This window comes from Candidatus Neomarinimicrobiota bacterium (assembly GCA_022567655.1).
In the GTDB taxonomy this organism is placed as follows: Bacteria; Fidelibacterota; SORT01; order SORT01; family SORT01; genus JADFGO01.
On record JADFGO010000026.1, the window covers coordinates 1 to 21,975 of the forward strand.

Annotated in this window: 20 protein-coding genes and 1 tRNA gene; 19 read left to right on the forward strand and 2 right to left on the reverse strand. The window is 48.8% G+C overall.

What is annotated here, in order from left to right; all coding sequences use genetic code 11:
* The first annotated feature begins 907 nt into the window (after nt 1–907).
* The 6 genes from IID12_04280 (at nt 908) to IID12_04305 (ending at nt 5,644) form a co-directional block, all read left to right on the forward strand.
* Nucleotides 908–1,939, forward strand: coding sequence for a 6-phosphofructokinase (locus tag IID12_04280; protein MCH8288308.1), 1,032 nt, complete (start codon nt 908–910; stop codon nt 1,937–1,939).
* A gap of 2 nt (nt 1,940–1,941) precedes the next feature.
* Nucleotides 1,942–3,141 carry a phosphoglycerate kinase gene (locus tag IID12_04285; GenBank protein ID MCH8288309.1) on the forward strand — a complete coding sequence of 400 codons (1,200 nt, stop codon included), beginning with the start codon at nt 1,942–1,944 and terminating at the stop codon, nt 3,139–3,141.
* Nucleotides 3,141–3,914: a triose-phosphate isomerase gene (locus IID12_04290; GenBank protein MCH8288310.1), complete on the forward strand. Its 774-nt coding sequence runs from the start codon at nt 3,141–3,143 to the stop codon at nt 3,912–3,914. The genes IID12_04285 and IID12_04290 overlap by 1 nt, the downstream gene beginning before the upstream one ends.
* Nucleotides 3,915–3,921: 7 nt before the next feature.
* A complete protein-coding gene (gene secG / locus IID12_04295; protein MCH8288311.1) occupies nt 3,922–4,269 on the forward strand; it encodes a preprotein translocase subunit SecG in 348 nt (115 codons plus the stop codon).
* Between the two features lie 9 nt (nt 4,270–4,278).
* Nucleotides 4,279–4,362: transfer RNA gene (locus tag IID12_04300), tRNA-Leu, on the forward strand.
* 163 nt (nt 4,363–4,525) lie between these two features.
* The gene (locus tag IID12_04305) at nt 4,526–5,644 is read left to right on the forward strand and encodes a tetratricopeptide repeat protein (protein MCH8288312.1); all 1,119 of its coding nucleotides are present in this window, start codon (nt 4,526–4,528) and stop codon (nt 5,642–5,644) included.
* Between the two features lie 522 nt (nt 5,645–6,166).
* Here the strand turns inward: IID12_04305 and IID12_04310 are convergent.
* Both IID12_04310 and IID12_04315 read right to left on the reverse strand, forming a co-directional pair.
* Nucleotides 6,167–7,084: a hypothetical protein gene (locus IID12_04310; GenBank protein MCH8288313.1), complete on the reverse strand. Its 918-nt coding sequence runs from the start codon at nt 7,082–7,084 to the stop codon at nt 6,167–6,169.
* On the reverse strand, nt 7,081–7,662 hold the full coding sequence (locus tag IID12_04315; GenBank protein ID MCH8288314.1) for a sigma-70 family RNA polymerase sigma factor: 582 nt from the start codon (nt 7,660–7,662) through the stop codon (nt 7,081–7,083). The genes IID12_04310 and IID12_04315 overlap by 4 nt, the downstream gene beginning before the upstream one ends.
* Nucleotides 7,663–7,998: 336 nt before the next feature.
* Between IID12_04315 and IID12_04320 the strand changes: the two genes are divergently transcribed.
* The 13 genes from IID12_04320 to IID12_04380 all read left to right on the forward strand — a co-directional run bounded on the left by IID12_04320 (nt 7,999) and on the right by IID12_04380 (nt 21,903).
* A complete protein-coding gene (locus IID12_04320) occupies nt 7,999–8,727 on the forward strand; it encodes a hypothetical protein (protein MCH8288315.1) in 729 nt (242 codons plus the stop codon).
* 109 nt (nt 8,728–8,836) lie between these two features.
* Nucleotides 8,837–9,523, forward strand: coding sequence for an HAD-IA family hydrolase (locus IID12_04325; protein ID MCH8288316.1), 687 nt, complete (start codon nt 8,837–8,839; stop codon nt 9,521–9,523).
* The gene (gene acpS, locus IID12_04330; GenBank protein ID MCH8288317.1) at nt 9,520–9,885 is read left to right on the forward strand and encodes a holo-ACP synthase; all 366 of its coding nucleotides are present in this window, start codon (nt 9,520–9,522) and stop codon (nt 9,883–9,885) included. The genes IID12_04325 and acpS overlap by 4 nt, the downstream gene beginning before the upstream one ends.
* Nucleotides 9,886–9,891: 6 nt before the next feature.
* Complete coding sequence (locus tag IID12_04335) at nt 9,892–11,430, forward strand: NAD(P)H-hydrate dehydratase (protein MCH8288318.1); 1,539 nt, start codon at nt 9,892–9,894, stop codon at nt 11,428–11,430.
* Nucleotides 11,427–11,831 (forward strand): VanZ family protein, encoded by a 405-nt coding sequence (gene vanZ, locus IID12_04340; protein ID MCH8288319.1) that lies wholly within the window; start codon nt 11,427–11,429, stop codon nt 11,829–11,831. The genes IID12_04335 and vanZ overlap by 4 nt, the downstream gene beginning before the upstream one ends.
* Nucleotides 11,815–13,464: a DNA repair protein RecN gene (gene recN, locus IID12_04345; GenBank protein MCH8288320.1), complete on the forward strand. Its 1,650-nt coding sequence runs from the start codon at nt 11,815–11,817 to the stop codon at nt 13,462–13,464. Before vanZ ends, recN begins: the two co-directional genes overlap by 17 nt.
* A gap of 12 nt (nt 13,465–13,476) precedes the next feature.
* Complete coding sequence (gene murA / locus IID12_04350; GenBank protein ID MCH8288321.1) at nt 13,477–14,739, forward strand: UDP-N-acetylglucosamine 1-carboxyvinyltransferase; 1,263 nt, start codon at nt 13,477–13,479, stop codon at nt 14,737–14,739.
* A gap of 70 nt (nt 14,740–14,809) precedes the next feature.
* Nucleotides 14,810–15,457 (forward strand): hypothetical protein, encoded by a 648-nt coding sequence (locus tag IID12_04355; GenBank protein ID MCH8288322.1) that lies wholly within the window; start codon nt 14,810–14,812, stop codon nt 15,455–15,457.
* A gap of 509 nt (nt 15,458–15,966) precedes the next feature.
* Complete coding sequence (ltaE, locus tag IID12_04360; protein MCH8288323.1) at nt 15,967–17,019, forward strand: low-specificity L-threonine aldolase; 1,053 nt, start codon at nt 15,967–15,969, stop codon at nt 17,017–17,019.
* Nucleotides 17,019–18,362, forward strand: a complete 1,344-nt coding sequence (gene trkA, locus IID12_04365; GenBank protein MCH8288324.1) for a Trk system potassium transporter TrkA — start codon at nt 17,019–17,021, stop codon at nt 18,360–18,362. Before ltaE ends, trkA begins: the two co-directional genes overlap by 1 nt.
* 100 nt (nt 18,363–18,462) lie before the next feature.
* Nucleotides 18,463–19,848: a TrkH family potassium uptake protein gene (locus IID12_04370; GenBank protein MCH8288325.1), complete on the forward strand. Its 1,386-nt coding sequence runs from the start codon at nt 18,463–18,465 to the stop codon at nt 19,846–19,848.
* A gap of 15 nt (nt 19,849–19,863) precedes the next feature.
* Nucleotides 19,864–20,646: an enoyl-CoA hydratase/isomerase family protein gene (locus IID12_04375; GenBank protein MCH8288326.1), complete on the forward strand. Its 783-nt coding sequence runs from the start codon at nt 19,864–19,866 to the stop codon at nt 20,644–20,646.
* 15 nt (nt 20,647–20,661) lie between these two features.
* On the forward strand, nt 20,662–21,903 hold the full coding sequence (locus IID12_04380) for a 2-isopropylmalate synthase (protein ID MCH8288327.1): 1,242 nt from the start codon (nt 20,662–20,664) through the stop codon (nt 21,901–21,903).
* Nucleotides 21,904–21,975: the final 72 nt, after the last annotated feature.

A 21,975-nucleotide genomic window follows, 5' to 3' on the forward strand; every position in this document is an offset into this window, starting at 1 on the left:
AGGTCGCCGCCGCGTTGACGGCAACTATGAAGATTATCCTTGTAGTCCAGCTGAAAATTGTCCCGTCGAAAATCCACATCACTAATCTTGTTAGTGCGATGTAAACGAGTACGAGTATGACTGTCATTTGAGTTCTCTCGCCGGAATATATTCCAAATCCGATAATTGCGCAATAGTGAATTGCACCAAAATTTAATATGATCAGCTGGACCGACTCATGCCTATCATTAGTAGAGGTCACGGCTCGACTGCTGTAGGGGACGCAGATCTGCGTCCCCTACGTTAGAACTGAATCCGGAGCACTCCGGCAGCTGCCCGTCAGGCGCCGGACTGGCCGGATGACCCGCACGAATATCGTTATTGCGAACCCCGATTTATCGGGGTGAAGCAATCTCATTTATCTGAGAATACCGCATGTCCGTCTAAGAGATTGCTTTGTCGTTCCGGAACAAAAGGACTTCTCGCAATGACGGTGTTTGTTGTGGCGCAGTCACCAAGGGTGCCTGCGTTTTCTTGTGGATAGAACGCAGACATCTGGCTTACGCCCGATGGCTACGCCACACACTTAGTGGTATTCTGTCTACTGGAGTGCATCCGGCAGCTGCCCGTCAGGCGCCGGACTGGCCGGATAACCCGCACATAATCTTATCTCATCTTCGTTGGGACGTGTAGGGGAGGGTTTCAAACCCTCCCGTATTAGCTGCTGTAGGGGACGCAGATCTGCGTCCCCTACGTTAGAACTGAATCCGGAGCGCTCCGGGTGTATAAGTATTTTGTTGTAGGGGTCGCGTAACCATTACTAAGTAAGTTAAAATATACGCCTTGCATATTCTTGATCATTTACTTAATATCCCTCCTCTGTTACCTTAAATAAAATGAAAGGCTTTAAAAACAAGGATTAAAAACTATGCGCATCGGGATTTTGACGGGAGGCGGAGATTGTCCGGGATTGAATGCGGCGATCAGAGGATTAGTAAAGAAATCGATAGATGGTTATAGGCATGAAGTATTCGGAATTCGAAACGGTTGGAAGGGTCTTGTCGAGGGGGACGTTTTTCAGTTGACCGCCCGGGACGTCGGCGGGATAGTCTCAAAAGGCGGTACGATACTCGGCACATCACGTGTTAACCCATATAAAGATGAAGAGCAGTTGGTCAAGGTGAACGAAAATCTTGAACGGTTCAAGTTGGATGCGATTGTCGCTATAGGCGGAGACGACACTCTTTCGGTCGCCACACGATTAGCGGAAGACGGAATCAATTGCGTCGGCATACCGAAGACCATAGACAATGACCTGTCCGCCACCGACCTGACATTTGGTTTTGATACGGCTGTCTCGATAGCCGTTGACGCCATTGACCGGCTCACAACGACCGCAGAATCGCATCACAGGACTATGGTATTGGAAGTGATGGGAAGGTACTCGGGATGGATTGCGCTTCATTCCGGCATTGCGGGCGGAGCAGATTGCATTATGATACCTGAATTTCCAATGAGCATGAGTGAAGTGGTGGATATAATCAACAGCCATAAACAGGCGGGCAAGGAATTTCATATTGTAGTTGTATCTGAAGGCGCATCCATAAATGGCGGTGACGATGTCGTTAAAAAGGACAGCTCGTTAGATGAGTTCGGGCATGTGCGGCTCGGCGGAATCGGCGAATATGTGGGTAACGAAATCGGTAAGCAGACCGGTGAAGAGGTCAGGAGTATCGTGCTGGGGCATATCCAGAGGGGCGGATCCCCAACAGCATACGACAGATTGCTTGCAACACGCTTCGGTTTAGCGGCTGCCGACTACATAAACGACGGTAACTTCGGCAAGATGACGGCGCTTAAGGGGAATGAAATATTGCCTGTGCCGCTGTCCGAAGCGACAAGCGAACTGAAGTTGGTACCACCCGAAATGTACGAACTCGCAAAAACTTTTTTTAACTGAGTTTGACGATTCTTTCTCTTGATGAATTAGAACTTTCTGATAAGCGCATTTTAATGCGCGTGGATTTTAACGTGCCGATCTCTTCCGATGGCGCTGTAGAGGATGACTTTCGAATCCGTTCCGTGCTCCCGAGCATCGAGAAGGTGATAAAGGAGTCCGGCAGTCTGATCTTGATGAGTCATCTGGGAAGACCCGGAGGGAAACCTGTTCCGGAACTAAGCCTGAAACCGGTTGCCGATTCTTTATCCAAAATGCTGGACAGCGAAGTGAAATTCGTTCCTGATTGTGTCGGCAGCGAAGCGTTGTCCGCTTCTTTGTCATTAAAACCGGGTGAACTGCTCCTTCTTGAAAATCTACGATTTCATCCCGGAGAAACAGATAACGACTCCGATTTTGCGCAGTCGCTGGCTGTGAACGGCGATATCTACGTTAACGATGCGTTCGGCGCCGCGCACCGCGCACACGCATCTACCGTCGGCGTAGCCGACTTTCTCCAGCCTGCGGCGGCGGGTTACCTCATGCAGAACGAACTGAAGTATCTCTCAGAGCTCATGCGCAATCCCGAAGGGCCTATGGCTGTCATACTCGGAGGAGCAAAGGTCAGCGATAAGATTCCGGTGATAGAAAACCTCTCGAGTTTGGCTGATAAGTTCCTGATAGGCGGAGGGATGGCATATACATTTTTGAAGGCGAACGGTCTCCCGATAGGCAAATCACTTCATGACGATTCGATGCTCGAAAGGTGTAAGAACATTATGGACATGCTTAAAAACAAGGGTATTGATTTATACCTGCCTTCGGATTGTGTAGCTGTTAAAGACATAGAGTCGATGGAAGTGGGTGAGGTCTGTTTTATCAATGAATTAGCTGATGACGAGATAGCGGTTGATATAGGGCCTATGACGGTGGCGGAATTCGACCATGTTCTCGATGGAATTAAAACGGTAGTCTGGAACGGACCGATGGGCGTCTTCGAGGTGCCGCACTGGTCTAACGGTACTGTTTCCATCGGAAAGAAGCTGGCTGAGTTAACGAAGTCCGGCGCGACAACGATAGTGGGAGGGGGAGATACCGCAGCCGCGTTGAACCAATTAGGTTTATCGGATGGGGTAACCCATATTTCCACGGGCGGCGGAGCTTCTCTTGAATTACTCTCGGGAAAGTCGCTGCCCGGAATCGAAGCGCTGAGGAAGAAAGCATAATGGGACGCAGATTACTGATAGCGGGGAATTGGAAGATGAACCTGAATCTTTCAGAATCGGTCGAACACGCAAAAGCCGTAGAGAGGGGAGTTCGGAGCCTGACGGGAGTGGACGTGCTGATAAGCCCTTCGTTCATCTCGCTCGCCGCTGTAGCGGACGCTATCAAGGATTCTGATTTGCAACTTTCGGCGCAGAATTGCTTTTATGAGGAAGATGGCGCCTATACCGGTGAAGTATCAGCGAAAATGATCAGATCTTCCGGTGCCGGATGGGTAATACTCGGTCATTCAGAGCGGAGGGCGATCCTCGGCGAGAGCGACGACGACGTCTCTAAAAAATTGACGAGAGCATTGAATGAAGGACTGAAAACGATCGTATGCGTGGGGGAAGACGTGACTCAGAGGGAAAAGGGAACTCAATTGGACGTTGTGAAAAATCAGGTGAAAGCTTCTCTTGATTCGGTTTCCGCAGCTGACGTTGATAATATCACCATCGCTTATGAGCCGGTTTGGGCGATCGGCACAGGAATGACCGCCTCTGCCGGGCAGGCGGAAGAGATGCACCTGTTTATAAGAGAATTGCTCGGGGAAACATTCGGAGACGAATCCGCAAAAAATATTTTGATTTTGTACGGCGGCAGTGTATCTTTGCCGAATGCAAGAGAATTGTTAGAATGTCCTGACGTCGATGGGGCGTTGATCGGAGGCGCAAGCCTTGATGCCGATTCATTCATCGGCATAACAAAAATTGCTGAGGAACTAAGTAAGGAGTAAAGACACTTTGTATGCGTTTTTAGTTGTAATACATATTTTTATCAGTCTGACGCTCGTGATAACCATCTTAATGCAATCGAGCAAGGGGGGTGGACTTGCAGGTGCGTTCGGAGGAGCAGGAACAAGCGCGGTGTTCGGTGGGAGGGGAGCGGCGAGCTTCCTTCAAAAGTTGACCACGAGTCTGGTTGTCTCATTTATGATCATCGCTATACTGATCGGATTTACAACCAAACCCGGAAGTCAGAATGCCAGCCTGATTCAGAAAGCGGCTGAGGAACAGGCGGCGGGACAGGGTGCAGCGTTACCGGCGCCCGCATCATTTCCGGCATTAAACCAAGAAAACCCCGGCAATTGACCGGTTTTTGCCGAAGTGGTGGAACTGGTAGACACGCTGTCTTGAGGGGGCAGTGCTCTTTTGGGTGTGCGGGTTCGAATCCCGCCTTCGGCACGTTGAAAAGTCATGGCTGAGAGATCGCTTCGTCGTTCCGCTCCTCGCGATGACATAAGCTTGCTTGGTACGTCATTGCGAGGGAGTCCGTCAGCTGACGGATGACCGCGGCAATCTCGATTGTTTGATAATGAAATGAACTGAAAATATAGGATAATCGTTAATGAAAAATCTCTCTCTTATAATTAGCATTACTCTATTGCTGTTAAGCCTTGACCGGGTTCTCTATGCGCAGAGCGCGGAAGAAACAGAGGAAGAAAGGAGCCAGAGGATAATCAATAATCTCATGGTAGGCGCGAACAGGGCTTTTACAGATTCGGATTTTCCCGCCGCCAACGATTCGCTGGCGAATTTGCTCTCCATGGACTCTCAGTTCGCTCCGGCATACTTTTTAATGGCGAAAATAAACGTTAGAAAAAATGATTATGACAGGGCAGCGGTGAATATCAGACGTTCGATAGAGCTTGACCCCGAAAACGAAAAATACGCGAAAGAACTTTCTAATATTATCGGTCTCAACTATAACGAAGGGAATCTCGAGTATAGAAAAGGGAACTATGCTAAGGCGTTAGAGAAATACGATACGGTGCTGAAATTCGATCCGGGTTATGCTGGAGCCTATTATATGAAAGGGATTATAGCCGGCACTAAGAGAAATACCAATGAGTCGATAACCCTGTTGAGTATGGCGATAAACGCCAGCCCCACAATGGCAAGGGCATATTACGCAAGAGGAAACGCGCACCTTACAAATAGAAATTACGATAAGGCAGTTCAGGATTTCGAAACGGCTGCCTCGCTCGAACCGACTTTGGCAAAAGCATGGGCGAACATAGGCGTGATTGAACTCAACAGAAAAAATTATGACCGCGTAGTTGAGGTTACTCAAAAAGCGATAGAATCCGATCCGAAACTGGCAAGGGCTTACAGGGACCAGGGAATCGCTTACTCGAAGAAGGGAAACTGGAGCAAGGCGGTGGACTTGCAGCTGAAAGCCACATCGCTGAACAAACGCGATTCAAGAGCATTCTTTCATCTCGCTGAAGCCAATAATCAGCTCGGCAATTGTCAGGAGGCAAATGATGCGGCATTGACCTCCACTAAATTAAAGTCAACCAACGGCGGCGGGTGGGTAGAACTCGGTCTCTCATTCAAATGTCTCGATCAGGAAGCGGAAGCGATCAACTCGTTCGAAAAAGCCAAAAAGGACAGCAGGTGGAGAGAGGTTGCCGTTTACAACATCGATCTTATCGTCAACAAAGATAAATACAATCTCGAATAAAAATTAGGACGTTAGGTGAAGAATGAGGCGGCGGCTTTCGAGTCGCCGTTTCTGTTTTTATTTCTACCCCAATCTGGTAATTTTTCGCCTTCTCCGAGACAGTTTCCCTCAGCGAGGAGATTATGGATTCCCCCCTTGAGAGGGGTAGCCGTTCCGCTAAGAATCTTATAGGAAAAGGCTGGGGTGTGTAACTAACGCGCGGTCAGGGCCACCGCTGTTGGCGGGACAGGCAAGCCCTAACCCGCGCGCTTTTATTATTTTGTGGCTGTCAGGATAAATCCTGACTCGCACTTGGCGTTTGATATTCGGATAGAATCAATTTTAGAGCAATTGATGTAACTGCGTTATGCTGCCGAGGCTGGTACGCAGGCATCTCGCCAGCCCGACTGATGTCTGGCGGGCTATCACTCGATGACTACGCCACATATCACATCAAAGATGTGATAAAATTCCCCTCTAAAAAAAGAGGGGTGGCTTCCGGCTCGCCGGAAGACGGGGTGTGTTATAATCAGTGATTTAAAGTTACCTGTCTTCGAACACCAAATCGACAAAACCTATGGCAGCCTCAATATCTATGATCAGCTCCCCCTCGGTATCCCCCCAATTTTCGCTCTCATACTCATCATCATCGACCTCGATCAGATCGCCGGCATCAAACGACGTAAAGGGTGACAAGTCTGTGTAAATCTTGACGCCGACGTTCAGCGGGAGTATGATCGTCGTCGAGCTTAACCCGAGTTCGATATTTACGTACGCCCTGTGATCCAATTCGCCTGTCAGATCGAGCGTAATTTTTCCGATACCGCTTTCAACGTTCATTTCATCGAAATTTGCGTTAAGCAAGTGACTGCCCTTGAATTTCGCAACCCCGAGAGTCAGATTGAATTCATCCATTCTTATCGGATTAGGCTCATCGAAATTGACGAACGTCCTGCTTGCGCCTGTTTCTATGTCGAGATCGCTTATCATCATTCCGCTCAAGTCTAAATTAGATTTTGTTGCTCCGGCTGTGATATCAAGACTTATCGGTACCTTATCCGTGAATTTCAGGTCCCACGAAGTCTTTTTTCGAGATGACATCCCTAATATGTAATCAGTGTTTTCAAATTCTATATCGATGTCAAAGCCGTCATCCTCGTCATCTTTGGAGACAATTCTGAAGTAAAGGGACGACTCCTTTTCATCCTCGTTGTATTCATATACGGGTCTCATCTCTTCACGATTGTATCGAACTCCGACTGAGAAGAATACTTCAAAGGCTGCTTTGGTAAGCCAGACTTTACCGCCTTCTAATACTAACTTTACTTTTAAACTCTTCTGGTCGCCAAGTTTTACCTCTCGGGAAAAACTGCCTATTCTTTGAAGGTACATGGCATTGGAGACGTAGGGCAACAATACGACAGCTGTCATCACGGCAATGGCGAATGTTAATTTCTTCATCTAATTTTCATTTTTGTAATGGATTTTTTCAGTATCTCGCGGGCGCGGAATATGCGTGCCTTTACGGTTCCGATCGGAATTTCCAATTCGTTCGCTATCTCTTCGTAACTCCTGTCCTGTTTGTGCCTCAACTCGATGACTTCCCTGTATTTATCCGGTAAAGAGCCGATCACCTGATTAATGGATTCTATCATCTCGTTTCGGATAGCGTCCATTTCGGGATTATAAGAGTTGTCGGGTAATTCCTGAGTAACACTGCCGTCCTTGGTCTGAATAGGCGCGTCGATCGATGAGGTCTGGAGCTTCCGCTTCCTGAGGTGATCGATACAGTTGTTGGTGGCGATTTTGAAAAGCCAGGTGCTGAACGAGTACTTTTTATTGAATGAATCAAGGGCGTTATACGCTTTGATAAACGCTTCCTGAACCAGATCCTGAGTCTCCTCATGATTATGGACCATCTTAAAGATAATCCCATGTAAAGATCCCCGGTATCTATCCATGATGATGCCGTATGCGCTTTCGTTTCCATTCATAGCCTCATCAATAAGTTCGTAATCGTTCTTTTCTGACGCCTTCATATATTTTTACGAGTGAGAGTAATCATTGTTGCGTTAAATCGAACTAAGTTACCTTCAACCCCAACAATAATCAAGCCCGCGGTTGGGGGTAACTGCACCGGCTCCCTCAGAATGCGAAATCTACTGCTCTATGAAATCGTCTTCTTAATCGACGGCATCGAAGATGGTCAAGGGAGTGTTCGATAGCACAATTATGTTATATTTAATCTAAGAAATAAGCTTGTCAGTCGGTGTGATTTCGGATAAATTGATAATGTGTTTATAATATTGAATGATCTTTAAAGTATTCTTGGGTCTCCCATTTTGAATCAAGATTTCAATAGAATGCTAAATTTAATGGAAGTCGCATTTCGTGAATTTGAAATGGCGTTAGAGAATAAGCCAAAGCTAGTCGCAACACATATCGGCTGGGCCTATCGTTTTGTAGAAGAGGATATTTATCAGGCAATAATTCAAAAATTAGCACGTGTGCAAAGTTCAGTAAGAGCTGCTTATGTACTTCTTGAAAACGGCTATGTTCAGGAACAGGCGATATTACATAGGATAATTGATGAAACTAACGAAGATATTCTTTTTTTAACTCATGCTACTATAAGCGCTGATATCTCTCCTTTGCACCAGCGATATCTTATAGAATTTTGGAAAGAAGAATTTGAACATCCTACTGATCCAATTAAATCTGAGCAAAAGCGGAAAATGATTCCTCGAAAAAAAATTAGAGCTTACATCGCAAAAGCTGAAAGTAAAGTAATGGAACTCAGTGATGAAGTTGGAGATTACAGTCGTGGAATAGAATTGGGAAAGACTATAAGCAAGTTTTATTCTGGTTTTGTTCACGGTGCTTCGCCCCAGATAATGGATAGCTACTTCGGCGATCCGCCAAAATTCCATACCCGGGGAATGCTGGGTACCCCTAAAATAGATGACTATAGGAAAGATTTTTGGAATCCCATGTTTCGCAGCTTCTTGTCTCATGTGTATGTTGCCATGACAAAACTAGGGAATAAGGAATTATTAGAAAACTTACTCCAAGCGAAGAATCAGTTTGAATCAAATTCATTATAGCTCCTTCAAATTGCTCAAAACACTTATCGATTCATCTTTCCCCTTGAAAAATCTAAGGGTTAGAGTTATTTTCAAGTCCTGTAGATATTAATTAATTCGGTCAGGATAGATGATACGTGCCTTAATATTAGACCTTGACAACACGATTATCGATTTCGTTCGGCTCAAAGAAAACGCCGTTGATGCAGGATTAGCGGGTATGGCAGAAGCGGGGCTTCGATTTGATAAGGAATCGGCGCATAAGAGAATAATGCAGATATACGAAGAAAAAGGGTGGGAATATCAGCAGGTGTTCGACGATTTCATTATCGAACTGAACGACGGTGTCCTTGATTATAAGTTCCTTGCTGCGGGCATAGTCGGCTACCGCAGAGCTAAAGAGGCATCGTTGTTGCCCTATCCTCAGGTGATATCCACGCTTTTCAAGCTCGCCAAAAGAGGTTTAAAATTGGGAGTTGTGTCCGATGCGCCGAGCCGGGAAGCGTGGCTCAGGTTGTGTTATCTGAATTTGCACAACGTGTTCGATGAGGTAGTAACCTTGACCGACACAGGCAAACTGAAACCGGATCCGGAGCCGTTCAGGGAAATACTCAGGCGGCTGGATGTCACGGCTGAGGAGGCTCTTATGATCGGAGACTGGCCGGAGAGGGATGTTGCGGGTGCGTCGGCAGTCGGTATGAAGACTGTTTTCGCGAGATACGGAGATACTTTCGATACGGTTGACTCCGGCGCTGATTATGAAATAGACGACTTCGATGACATTCTGGGCATAATCGATAAGGAAAACAGCCGTTGACGGTAGTCGGAATCGATATAACCGAGATCGACCGGATCAGTTCGGCTCTTAGCCGCTGGGGAGAGCGTTTTAAGAAGAAAGTGTTCCTGCCGTCCGAGATCGAATTCTGTGAGTCGAGGGCATTCCCCGAGCAGCACTTCGCCGCCCGTTTCGCCGCAAAGGAGGCGGTGGCGAAAACGCTCAAATCCTCAAAAGAGGTCTTCCTGCACTGGCGCGATGTGGAGATCGTATCGGATAACAACGGAGCGCCGAAAGTGATATTACACGGGGAGGCAGCCAAACTATTCGATCGGTCGAAAATCTCTCTCAGCATCTCCCATTCGGGTGACTCCGCGGTTGCGGTTGCCCTGCTAAACAGCTGATCCGAATTGATTCCTGTAGTCAGTTCAGAGCAGATGCTGGTCATCGAAAAGTACTCTATAGATTCACTCAGAGTTACAATTACCGCCCTGATGGAAGCTGCGGGACTAAAAGTAGCGGAGGCGGTTATGGAGCTGTTAACCGGCGTAGAAAAGCCGAAGGTCGCCCTCGTTTGCGGGAAGGGAAACAACGGCGGGGACGGCTTAGCGGCGGCGAGACACCTCACGGCAAATGGAATCGAGAATGACGTTTACCTCATCGGCAGCGCTAAATCCGTGAAGGGAGAAGCGCTCGCCAATCTGAAAATACTCCAGAAGACTCAGGCTGAGACACTCAATTTTGTAACAAAGGCAGCGGCGCTCGATCTGTCCCGATATGATTTAGTGGTGGACGCCATCCTCGGAACAGGAACGTCCGGTGAACTGCGTGACCCGGTCAAACCTATCGTGGAGGGTCTTTCTTCTTATCCGAACAAGATCGTTGCCGTGGATATGCCCACGGGAGTTAACAGTGACGATGGAAGCGTCGGCGAATTTGCCGTAAAAGCGGACGTTACGGTAACGATGGGGATACCGAAGTTAGGGATGTATTTCAGTCCGGGAAGGGAGCTCTGCGGAAGAGTTCTTGTTGCTCAAATAGGATTTCCCGCCAGCGCTTTGGAAGAGGGCAGGGTGGATTCTTATATACCGGAGCAAAAGGATATTGCGGGATTGATTCCGGAATTGGATTTAAATACTTACAAACAACGCGCGGGCAAAGTCCTTGCGATCGGCGGTTCAAAGGGAATGACCGGAGCGATAGTCCTGTCGAGCAGGGCGGCGCTTTCCACGGGATGCGGGCTCGTTAAAACCGCCGTTCCGGCGAGTCTCAACGATATTTTCGAGGTGAAGCTCACCGAAGAGATGACGCTGCCGGTTGACGACGGAGATAACGGATTTTTCACCCCTTTGTCGAGTTCCGGTTTGATGGAACATTACGAATGGGCGGATTCTATTCTGATCGGACCGGGGCTCGGGAACGACCCGCAGACGGCTGAGTTTGTCGTGAAAGTCGCCGAAAGCACACGGATACCTATGGTCATCGATGCAGATGCCCTCTCGGTTTTCAAAGAGCGTAAATCGCTGATTGCGCATCTCGGCGCCTCCGCCGTGTTAACCCCTCATCATGCCGAATTTGCAGAGGCGTTTGAATTCCCGATAGATATGGTCAAAAAAAATCCCGTTTCCTTAGCGCGCGAGACGGCGGTCAAATACGGAATAAATCTCGTCCTCAAAGGAGCGCCTACGGTTACCGCCGATCCCGACGGCATGATTTACATCAATCCTACAGGCAACCCGGGAATGGCAACGGCGGGCTCGGGCGACGTTCTCACCGGAATGATAGCATCACTTATCGCTCAGGGGCTGACTCCGAAAGACGCTGCCCTGTCGGGAGTTTATATGCACGGATTGGCGGGAGATGCCGCTGCTGCCGAATTGGGTCAAAGACCGATGAAAGCGTCGGATATCATCAGATATTTCCCGGCTATGTTCAAAAAATTAGCATGAAGTTAGAAAAGATAAATTTCAGAATCTGGAGTTACGCCTATGGAGGGTTGATACTCCTTCTTTCGAGCATCCCTGCAAGTTATTTGCCGCGCGACGAGTTGTTCACGATTGACAAACTGTTTCATGTTATAGAATATTTCGTATTTGCTCTTCTCGTTGGTTTTGCGCATATCTATTCTGTTAAAAGACGCCACCGGATGAAATGGATACCGTACACGCTGAGGATCGGGATGATAGTTCCGATATTAGATGAGCTCTATCAGGGTTTGATCCCGGGAAGGATTTCCAGCTGGCTTGACGTGATCGCCGACCTTTCAGGCGTAACACTTGCGATCGTGACGCTGGCGTTTATCTATGATAAATATATTTACAGGGATAATTTGAATGATCAAGCGGCTTAAAATAACCGACTTCAGACTGCTGAAGGAGGTGGACTTCAATCCCGGAATCGGACTGAACGTCATTACAGGAGAAACAGGCGCCGGTAAGTCGATGCTGATCTCCGCCTTAAGCGCGCTTCTCGGAAAAAGAACAGGAGCTGATGCCGTACGGAAAGGAGCTGACCGGGCACGCATAGAGGCGGAGTTTGAATTAAAAGGAGCAAACTCTTCGTTCAAATTAGTCAGGGAGATCGACCAGAAGGGAAAATCCCGCTTCTCGAATAACGGCGAGACCACCACCGCATCAGCTATCAGGAAATTTTCTATGAAGATCATAGACCTGCACGGACAGCACGAACACCAATCGCTGCTTGACCCGAACCGGCATGTCGATTTTGTCGATTTACGCGGTAAACTGAATGAACTTAGAGAAAGTGTTAAGTCGAAATTCTTAGAAACGAAAGCGGCAAACGACCGCCTTGACTTGCTTAACGAGAAAAAAAGAATCGCCGAAGAGAAAAGGGAACTCCTCGAATTCAGGATGAAGGAGCTCTCGGAGGCGGACCCGAAAGAAGGTGAGACCGATACGATCGAAAGGGAGATCACGCTCCTCGAGAACGGCGAAAAGCTGGCAAACAAGAGCCGTGAGATCGCAGACAGGCTGTATGAGCGGGAGAGTTCGCTCTACGAGCAACTTGAATCGATCCGGTCGGAGATGGAGGAATTGTCGGGCATCGACGCAAAATTGAGCGAGCAGGCCGATGAGTTATCAGGGGCATCGATCACTCTGCGCGAACTCGCGGGATTTCTCTCCAGCTACTCGGAAAAAGTAGAGCTCGATCCTGCGCACCTCGAACAACTCAGAGAAAGGCACTCGCTGTTGCTTTCACTTGCCCGGAAATACGGCGGGAGCGAATCCGCCATGCTGAATGAGTACGAGGCGACCCTGAAAGAGTTTGATTCCTTCGAGAACGTGGAAGAGTCTATAACGGAAGCCGAAAAGAGATCGGAAACACTCAGGAAGGAATTAGCCTCGCAAGCGCTCGGTCTCTCGGAAAAAAGACGGACGGCTTCGCTGCGGCTGTCGGAGGATGTTATAAAATCTATGAAAGGACTCGGCATCGAGAAGCCGGAATTCGAGGTTCGGTTTGAACGGGCGGAGAGTCCGGACGGATGGGTAAGCCAAAAGGGTAAGCGATATTTTGTCACCGAAGATGGTCTGGACAGAGTTGAGTTCTACATCTCGACGAATCCGGGTGAAGATCTGAAGCCGCTTGCTCAGGTGGCATCGGGCGGGGAGATTTCGCGGATAATGCTTGCCATCAAGGCTATTCTTGCCGACAGGGGTGGGATTCCGGTGCTTGTATTTGATGAGATAGACATAGGAATTTCCGGCAAGATAGCGGAAGCGGTCGGGAGGAGATTGAAGGAAATCTCCAAATTCCATCAGGTCATCTGCATCACCCACCTACCGCAAATCGCCGGCAAAGCGGATCACCATTTTCTCGTTGAAAAAGAGATTGTTGGAAATAGAACGCTCTCGACCGTGAAAGAGCTGAATCCGTCCGAAAGAAAGGAGGCGGTGGCTTCGCTCCTTGCGGGAAGCGAGATCACCGAAAGCGCGCGCAGGCAGGCGGAAGAGATGTTGAATTGACAGGGAAACCAAATGGATAAATTCGTAATCAACGGCGGGAATGAACTGAACGGCACTATCCGGGTCAGCGGAGCTAAGAATGCTGTGCTTCCCGTTATGGCGGCGGCGTTGCTCGCTGAAGGAAAAAGCGTTATCAGGAACGTGCCGGACCTTCGCGACACACGCACGATGGCTAAATTGCTGTCGATTATAGGAGCGGAAGTGGTTTTCGAGAACGGCGTAATGGAAATCGACGCATCGGGAGCAAACAATCCCGAAGCGCCTTACGAGCTGGTCAAAACGATGCGCGCTTCTTTCTATGTCCTCGGACCTCTCACGGCGCGGTTCGGGAGGGCGAGGATCAGCCTGCCCGGAGGGTGTGCGTGGGGACCACGTCCGGTAGACCTTCATCTGAAAGGGATGGAAGCGTTGGGTGCGAAAGTCACTCTCGATGATGGATATATCAATACGAAAGCCGACAGGTTGAAAGGAGCGACCATCAAACTCGCTGTTTCGAGCGTCGGCGCCACCGGAAATCTGCTGATGGCGGCGGCTACTGCGGATGGAGAAACCGTGATCGAAAACGCCGCAATGGAACCGGAAATAGTCTGCCTTACCGATTTTTTGAACCGGATGGGAGCGGACATCACCGGCAGGGGAACGGACATGCTTCGCATAAAGGGGGTAGACCGGCTTCAGGCTGTTAATATGGACGTTATTTCCGACCGCATCGAAGCGGGAACGTATTTGGTCGCCGCTGCGGCGGTAGGGGGAGACGTAACGGTTGACGGGGCGGAACCGGAGCATCTGAAAGCGATCATAGATAAGCTGAAAGAATCGGGTGCGAATGTTGATATAGACGGAAAAAAGATAAGTGTGAGTTCGGAAGGCAGACTCAAGGCGACAGACGTTAACACCGAGGTTTATCCCGGATATCCAACCGATATGCAGGCGCAGTGGATTGCGCTTATGAGCACCGCAAGCGGGAAGAGCGTCGTTACGGACACTATTTACAAGGACCGCTTCACGCACGTAGCTGAGCTGGTAAGGCTGGGCGTTGACGTTACTCTTAAAGGTAATTCAGCTTTGGTTAGGGGCGTGAAAAATCTCAAGGGCGCTCCGGTGATGTCGACTGATATCAGGGCGAGCGCGAGTCTGATAATTGCGGGACTTATGGCTGAAGGTCGGACCGACCTGCACAGGATATATCACATCGATAGAGGGTATGATAATATCGAAAAAAAACTGCAGGGGATCGGGGCGGACATCAGCCGGGAAAAGGGCCCGGATGTTTAGAAACATAAGGGATACAGCAGTTGAGCAATACACGATGTGCCGGATATGTACATTGACCAGGGAGCGCTAAATGTTTATAGGACACTACGCAATTGCGATGTTGGGTAAGAAATATTCACCTCAACTCTCGCTCGGCACACTCTTCCTTTCGGTTCAACTTGTGGACTTGCTCTGGCCTATTTTTTTGCTGGCCGGCTTGGAACATGTAAAGATAGAGCCTGGGAATACTGCGTTTACGCCACTGAACATGATAAACTATCCCATTACGCACAGCCTCTTGGGAGGAATTATATGGGGCGGTATTCTTGCGTTTATATATTATATGGTGAAGAAAGTTAAACGCTCCTCGATTATTTTAGGAATTGGAGTGGTGAGTCACTGGATTCTTGATTTATTGATGCATAAGCCTGACTTGCCGATTTATCCCGGAGGTGCGAAATATGGTTTCGGATTATGGAACTCCGTTCCGGGAACATTTGTTGTGGAACTCACTCTATTTGCGTTTGGGATTTATACATATATCAAGTTGACAAAGCCGAAAGATCAAACCGGGAATTGGTTATTTTGGGGACTGATCGTATTCCTTTTATCGGCATGGTTAAGTTCGGCATTTGGTCCTCCACCACCTAATGTGAATGTCCTTGCCGCATCGGCTTTATTATTATGGCTCCTCGTCCCGTGGGGATATTGGATAGACAGACATAGAACTATTAGATAGCCTCAATTTATAAATCCCATTGAAGATGAGATAAAATTAAGTGCGAGTCAGGATTCATCCTGACCGCATAAAGTTAAAACGCGAGGCGTCAGGACAAGTCCTGACGGCCACAGCATTCCCCTCCTTTTGAAGGAGGGGAACACAAGGGGTGGTTCCTATTAAAGACAATTCCTTTAATTCCCCTCTAATAAGAGGGGTGGATTCCGGCTGAGCCGGAAGACGGGGTGTGTATAAAAAGAGATCGCTTCGTCCACCGGCAGCCGCCGGGTTCCTCGTGATGACAGCAAGTGCGAGTCAGGATTCATCCTGACGCCTCAGCATGTATAGTGTAGGGTCGGGTCTGTGACCCGCCCACCAGAACGGGAGGGTTAATAAACCCTCCCCTACGTTAAATATCAGGTGTTTTTCTGAGTTATATGATTAATTATTTTCGACGATAAATCCCTTAACTGTTGCATTTAAGTATTCCCGATGCAAAATTTATATCCTTCGGAGATGATAAGCTCATAATGATTGACATAAGGAGCGACACGGTCACGAAACCCTCCACGGAGATGAGGGAGGCGATGGCGAATGCGGAGGTCGGGGACGACGTCTTTGGAGAAGACCCAACTGTCAACCGTCTTCAGGATTATGTTGCCGACCTGCTTGGAAAAGAGGCGGCGCTCTTCGTTCCCAGCGGAACCATGGCGAATCAGATATCTATCAATGCGCACACTCAACCCGGTAACGAAGTGATCTGTGAAAGCGGTTGTCATCTGTTCAACTATGAAGCGGGTGGTCCGGCGCTCCTATCCGGTGTTATGCTGCGGACTCTCGATGGAAATAAAGGCTCTCTCACCGCCGAACAGATAGAAGAAAATATCAGACCAGATAACTCCCACTTTGCGCAAACCGCGCTCATTACGCTTGAAAACACGCATAACAGGGCAGGCGGAACGATATTCCCGTTAGATGATATAAAGGAAATCTCGGCGCTGGCTAAGAAGCGGAAGATAAATATTCACCTTGACGGAGCGCGGCTGATGAACGCAGTCGCAGCCACAGGAATAAAAGCCGCGGAATGGACGTCCCATTTCGACTCCGCGAGTATCTGTCTCTCCAAGGGTCTCGGCGCTCCGGTAGGTTCGGTCATTGCCGGCTCTGCTGAATTCATACATAAAGCGCACCGATACAGGAAGACGTACGGTGGCGGGATGCGGCAGTCGGGCGTATTAGCCGCAGCCGGGATCTATGCGCTTGAAAACAACGTGGAAAGACTCTCGGACGACCACAATAACGCCCGGAAGTTTGCCGAAGGCATTTCTGAACTGGACGGCATCGGAGTTGACCTCGACTGGGTGCAGACGAACATAGTGATGATAGACGTCGACCGGTCAAGGGGAACAGGCGCCCAGTGGACGGAGGCATTAAACGATAGCGGAGTGGCGATCCTCGCTACCGCTCCGCAGCGGTTGAGAGCGGTATTTCATCTTGACGTCAGCGGCGAGGATACGAACAGGGCAGTCGAAATATTTAACTCGGTTCATTCAAACAGATCAGTCCAAATGGGGAATAATTAATGAATATCATAATAGTCGGTGCCGGAGAAGTCGGATTTTACCTTGCCAAAATGCTGTCGGAAGAGAACCATGACATCACTATGCTGGACACTGACCCGGAAAAATGCCAGCGCGCCCGAGAGCATCTGGACGTTCTCGTTCTCGAGGGAAACGGAGGGAGCGCGCAAACGCTCTCGGAAGCGGGCATTAAAAAGGTCGATCTGCTTATAGCCGTTACAAGCGTTGATGAAGTCAATATCATGGCATGCATGTTCGCCAACAGGCTTGGAGTCGAGACGAAGATAGCAAGAGTCCGCAATGCTGAATATTCCAAACCTCGTGCGCTTATCACTCCTTCTCAGCTCGGGGTTGACAAGATGATACACCCGGAAGAAGAGGCGGCAAAACAGATAAAGAATCTCCTTCGACGGTCAGCCGCGAATGAGGTTGCCGAGTTCTCGGGAGGAAGAGTGCAGCTCGTCGGCATAAAATTGGGCGAAGATTCCCCGATGATAGGTAATACGCTTGAAAAAATAGCGTCCGATCATCCTGACGTCGTCTACCGGACTGTTGCCATCAACAGGAACGGGGATACTCTGATTCCTACCGGCTCCGATTCGTTCGAGATGAAAGACCATGTGTACATTATCGCCAAGTCCGAAAGCATACCGGAGGTGCTCTCCATTGCCGGGAAAAAGGAGCAGCGGATAAAAAACGTGATAGTTCTCGGCGCCGGCAAGATCGGAAGGCGTCTGTCGCAAATGATCGAGGATAAAATTTCGGTTAAACTAATTGAAATGAGCGCGTCGAAGACGGAACGCGCCGCAAAAATGCTGAAAAACACGCTTATCATAAAGGGTGACGGAACTGATATCGAACTTCTCGAAAGCGAAGGCATTGAGGACGTTGACGCTCTGGTATCGGTCACGCAATTCGACGAAAAGAACATTATCTCCGGCATACTCGCAAAGGACCTCGGAGTAAAAAAGGCTATCGTACATGTCAGCCGCACAGATTTGATTCCGGTTGTGGATAAGATCGGGATAGATTCGGTAGTCAGTAAGAGCGTCGCGACGGTGGACGCAATATTGAAGTACGTCCGCAAGGGTGAAGTGGTCTCCGTTATCTCTCTCGAGGGAACGGACGTAGAAGCCATAGAGCTTATACCACAACTCGAAAGCAAAGTGACGCAAAAACCGATTAAGGATTGCAACTTTCCCGAAGGCACGATCATCGGAGCGCAGATTCACGTAAACGAGGTGACGATACCCACAGGTGATAGTATTATAGTGCCGGGAGATAAGGTCGTGGTCTTTACGAGAGCAGATGCGATACCGGATATTGAGGCGCTGTTCAGCCCTTAATGCTGTTAAACCATCACTTTAAATACATAGTAAAAATACGGTGCATATAAGGCAGATAATAAACATTCTCGGCGCTCTATGGGTCTTTCTCGGAGCCGCAATGTTTCTGTCGGTTCCGATGGCGGTATATTATGGCGACGGAGATACTTTTTCGATACTCTTATCAGCGGCGATTACATCGGGGGTTGGATTTCTTACCTGGCTCGTTACCCGGGGAGATTCGGATATACGTGTAAGGGATGGTTTTGCGGTTGTTACATTCGGCTGGATTACGAGCGCCTTATTCGGTATGCTGCCGTACATTCTATCCGGTTCGATACCGGATCCCGTTGATGCTTTTTTTGAATCTATGTCGGGATTCACAACCACCGGAGCGTCTATACTCATCGATATCGAGGCTCTTCCCCACGGGATACTCTTCTGGCGGTCATTCACTCAATGGCTCGGCGGGATGGGAATCATAGTCTTTTCGCTTGCAATACTTCCTCTGTTGGGAATAGGCGCCGCGCAGCTTTATAAAGCCGAAGCGCCCGGACCCACCAAGGATAGGTTCACACCTCGTATCAGGGAGACGGCAAAACTTCTCTGGTTTACCTATATCCTCATCAGCGCGGTCCAGACAGCTCTGCTCATGGTAGGCGGGATGAATCTGTTTGATGCTCTCTGTCATACGTTCGGCACGATGGCGACGGGGGGATTTTCAACAAAAAACGCAAGCATAGCGCATTTTAACAGCGCCTATTTCGATTATGTGATCATATTTTTCATGGTGCTTGCCGGATCGAATTTCGCGCTTCACTTCCGGATGTTCCGCGGAGAATTGACCGCACATGCCCGTGATAAGGAGTTTAAATTTTATATCGGTATAATGTTGGCATTTTCAGCGCTGTTTATAATTATAGTCATGCTCAGCGAGACTGTGACAGGCGATGTTGCGCTGAGAAAAGCAGTATTTCAGGTCGTCGCTATCGTGACAACTACGGGATACGTGACGGCGGATTTTGAGCAATGGCTGCCTGTGGGTCAGATGTTGATAGTCGCTTTGATGTTTATAGGGGGATGCGCCAGCTCGACCGGCGGTTCGATGAAAGTCATACGGGTTGTTATCCTCTTTAAACACGCAGTGTACGAGATCAGAAAACTCGTGCACCCGACCGCCGTTTACCCTGTCAAATTAGGCGACAGGATAATATCCGACGACGTCATTAAGAATGTGCTCGGGTTCTTCCTCTTCTATATAGCGATATTCGTTGTTGTCAGTATAATTATGACCGGATTGGGAATGGACCTCATCAGCGGAGTCTCCGCAACCGCTTCGGCTATCGGCAACATAGGTCCCGCGCTCGGAAGCGTCGGTCCTACAGATAATTACAGTCATCTTCCGGCGGCGGGTAAACTTGTTTTGAATTTCTGCATGCTTCTCGGAAGACTTGAACTCTTTACCGTGATAGTCCTCTTCAGCAGAACTTTCTGGAAAAAGAGGTAACAATCGGGAGATAATATGTCCTACAATAATTTATTATATGAAGTAGAAGATAAAATCGCTATAATATCCATTGACCGTCCGGAGGTTTTGAACGCCCTGAATCGGGAAACGTTCCACGAACTGAATGAAGCGGTTTTATCGGTTCGGGATGACGACTCGGTCGGTGGGATGATCGTTACAGGCGCCGGAGAAAAAGCGTTCGTGGCGGGAGCAGACATAAATGAACTTGTGCAGGCTACCGCACTAAGCGGGAGAGAAGCGTCGATCAGAGGACAGGAAACGCTTCAGCTCTTCGAATTGATGGGGAAGCCTGTCATAGCAGCGATAAACGGCTACGCGCTCGGAGGTGGATTCGAACTTGCCCTCGGCTGCCATATTCGTATAGCGGCTGAAAATGCAATGATGGGACTGCCCGAAGTAGGCCTCGGAATAATGCCCGGTTTCGGCGGTTCACAACGGCTGCCGAGATTGATCGGCACCTCAAGGGCATTAGAACTTATTCTGACAGGAAAATCTATAAGTGCCGAAGAGGCACTGAGTTGGGGAATTGTAAGTAAAGTAGTACCTGAAGGAGAAGCGCTCAATGCCGCTAAAGAGATGATGAAAGAGATTCTCACCAAAGCGCCCATGTCAATCAAGATGTCGATAGAGGCGGTTAACAGGGGGATGAATATGTCGCTTGATGAAGGGCTTGCCATAGAATCGGACAGGTTCGGGCTGCTGTGTGGAACAGAAGATATGAAGGAGGGAATGAACGCCTTCTTGGAAAAAAGAGAAGCGAAGTTCAAAGGTTATTAAATAAGGATAGTTAGTATGAGCACTCATTTGGATATCAACGAGCTTATATATGACTGGAACACCGCAGGGAACGGATCTCCTGCCGGAATTATTGAAATAGAGTTCGACGACGAGACGCTGAGGGATGGACTGCAATCGCCGTCAGTCAAAGACCCGTCTATAGAAGAGAAGAAAGAGATCCTGCATCTTATGGAAGATATCGGTATTCACAGCGCGGACGTGGGGCTTCCCGGAGCAGGTTCCCGGGCAAGAGATGACGCAGAGGCGCTGATTCAGGAGATAGCTGACAACAAGATGAAGATAACTCCGAACTGCGCGGCGCGGACACTCCTTGCGGACGTTACTCCGGTTGTTGAACTGTCTCAAAAAGTAGGAATTCCGGTCGAGTGCTGCACCTTTATCGGGAGCAGCCCTATCAGGCTTTATGCAGAGGAATGGACATTAGAACAGATGGTGGAGCATACGGTCGAAGCGGTTAGTTATGCGGTAAAGGAAGGCATTCCCACTTCATTCGTTACCGAGGATACTATCAGAGCAAAACCTGAAACCCTTTCTGCTCTGTTCGATGCGGCGATCGACAACGGTGCCACACGGCTCGTCCTCTGCGATACATGCGGTCACGCAACTCCCAGGGGAGTTCATAACCTTGTGAACTGGACGAAGGAATTTATCGATAAAAAAGGTGTGAAACTAAAGATCGACTGGCATGGTCATCGGGATAGAGGATTAGCTTTGCCCAACGCCCTTGCCGCAATCGAGGCTGGTGTGGACAGAGTCCATGGAACCGCTATGGGTATCGGTGAGCGGGTAGGCAACCTGCCTATGGACATGCTGCTCGTTAATTTGAAGTTGTTGGGGCTCATTGATAACGACCTGACAAGACTACCTGAATATGTGCAGAAGACATCCGAGTATACGGGGATCACGCTTGCTCCAAACTACCCTGTTGTAGGGGAGGACGCGTTCAGAACAGGCACAGGGGTTCACGCCGCGGCGGTAATCAAAGCCGAGATCAAGGGGGATAAATGGTTGGCGGACAGGATATATTCGGGTGTGCCGGCCGGAATGGTCGGGCGGCATCAGGTGATCGACGTCGGTCCTATGTCAGGAAAATCGAACGTGATTTATTGGCTCAACAGTGAGGGTATTGAGCCGAGTGATGATATCGTGGATGCGGTTTTCGATCTGGCTAAAAGTTCCGACAGGATTCTTTCACGCGAAGAGATACTTGGTGTGGTGGAGAAAACTACTTCCTGATTTGCGTTAAAAGAATAGGCTCTCTTATTTAATCAGAATTGCGGCTTTTGGATAACAATAACTAATGTCATT

Coding starts and splice junctions, on each gene's coding strand:
- trkA (MCH8288324.1), top strand. CDS start 17,019: ATGAATATCATAATAGTCGGTGCCGGAGAAGTCGGATTTTACCTTGCC.
- vanZ (MCH8288319.1), top strand. CDS start 11,427: ATGAAGTTAGAAAAGATAAATTTCAGAATCTGGAGTTACGCCTATGGA.
- ltaE (MCH8288323.1), top strand. CDS start 15,967: ATGATTGACATAAGGAGCGACACGGTCACGAAACCCTCCACGGAGATG.
- IID12_04375 (MCH8288326.1), top strand. CDS start 19,864: ATGTCCTACAATAATTTATTATATGAAGTAGAAGATAAAATCGCTATA.
- murA (MCH8288321.1), top strand. CDS start 13,477: ATGGATAAATTCGTAATCAACGGCGGGAATGAACTGAACGGCACTATC.
- IID12_04315 (MCH8288314.1), bottom strand. CDS start 7,662: ATGAAGGCGTCAGAAAAGAACGATTACGAACTTATTGATGAGGCTATG.
- IID12_04290 (MCH8288310.1), top strand. CDS start 3,141: ATGGGACGCAGATTACTGATAGCGGGGAATTGGAAGATGAACCTGAAT.
- IID12_04355 (MCH8288322.1), top strand. CDS start 14,810: ATGTTTATAGGACACTACGCAATTGCGATGTTGGGTAAGAAATATTCA.
- recN (MCH8288320.1), top strand. CDS start 11,815: ATGATCAAGCGGCTTAAAATAACCGACTTCAGACTGCTGAAGGAGGTG.
- IID12_04280 (MCH8288308.1), top strand. CDS start 908: ATGCGCATCGGGATTTTGACGGGAGGCGGAGATTGTCCGGGATTGAAT.
- IID12_04305 (MCH8288312.1), top strand. CDS start 4,526: ATGAAAAATCTCTCTCTTATAATTAGCATTACTCTATTGCTGTTAAGC.
- IID12_04380 (MCH8288327.1), top strand. CDS start 20,662: ATGAGCACTCATTTGGATATCAACGAGCTTATATATGACTGGAACACC.
- IID12_04310 (MCH8288313.1), bottom strand. CDS start 7,084: ATGAAGAAATTAACATTCGCCATTGCCGTGATGACAGCTGTCGTATTG.
- IID12_04325 (MCH8288316.1), top strand. CDS start 8,837: ATGATACGTGCCTTAATATTAGACCTTGACAACACGATTATCGATTTC.
- IID12_04320 (MCH8288315.1), top strand. CDS start 7,999: ATGGAAGTCGCATTTCGTGAATTTGAAATGGCGTTAGAGAATAAGCCA.
- IID12_04370 (MCH8288325.1), top strand. CDS start 18,463: ATGTTTCTGTCGGTTCCGATGGCGGTATATTATGGCGACGGAGATACT.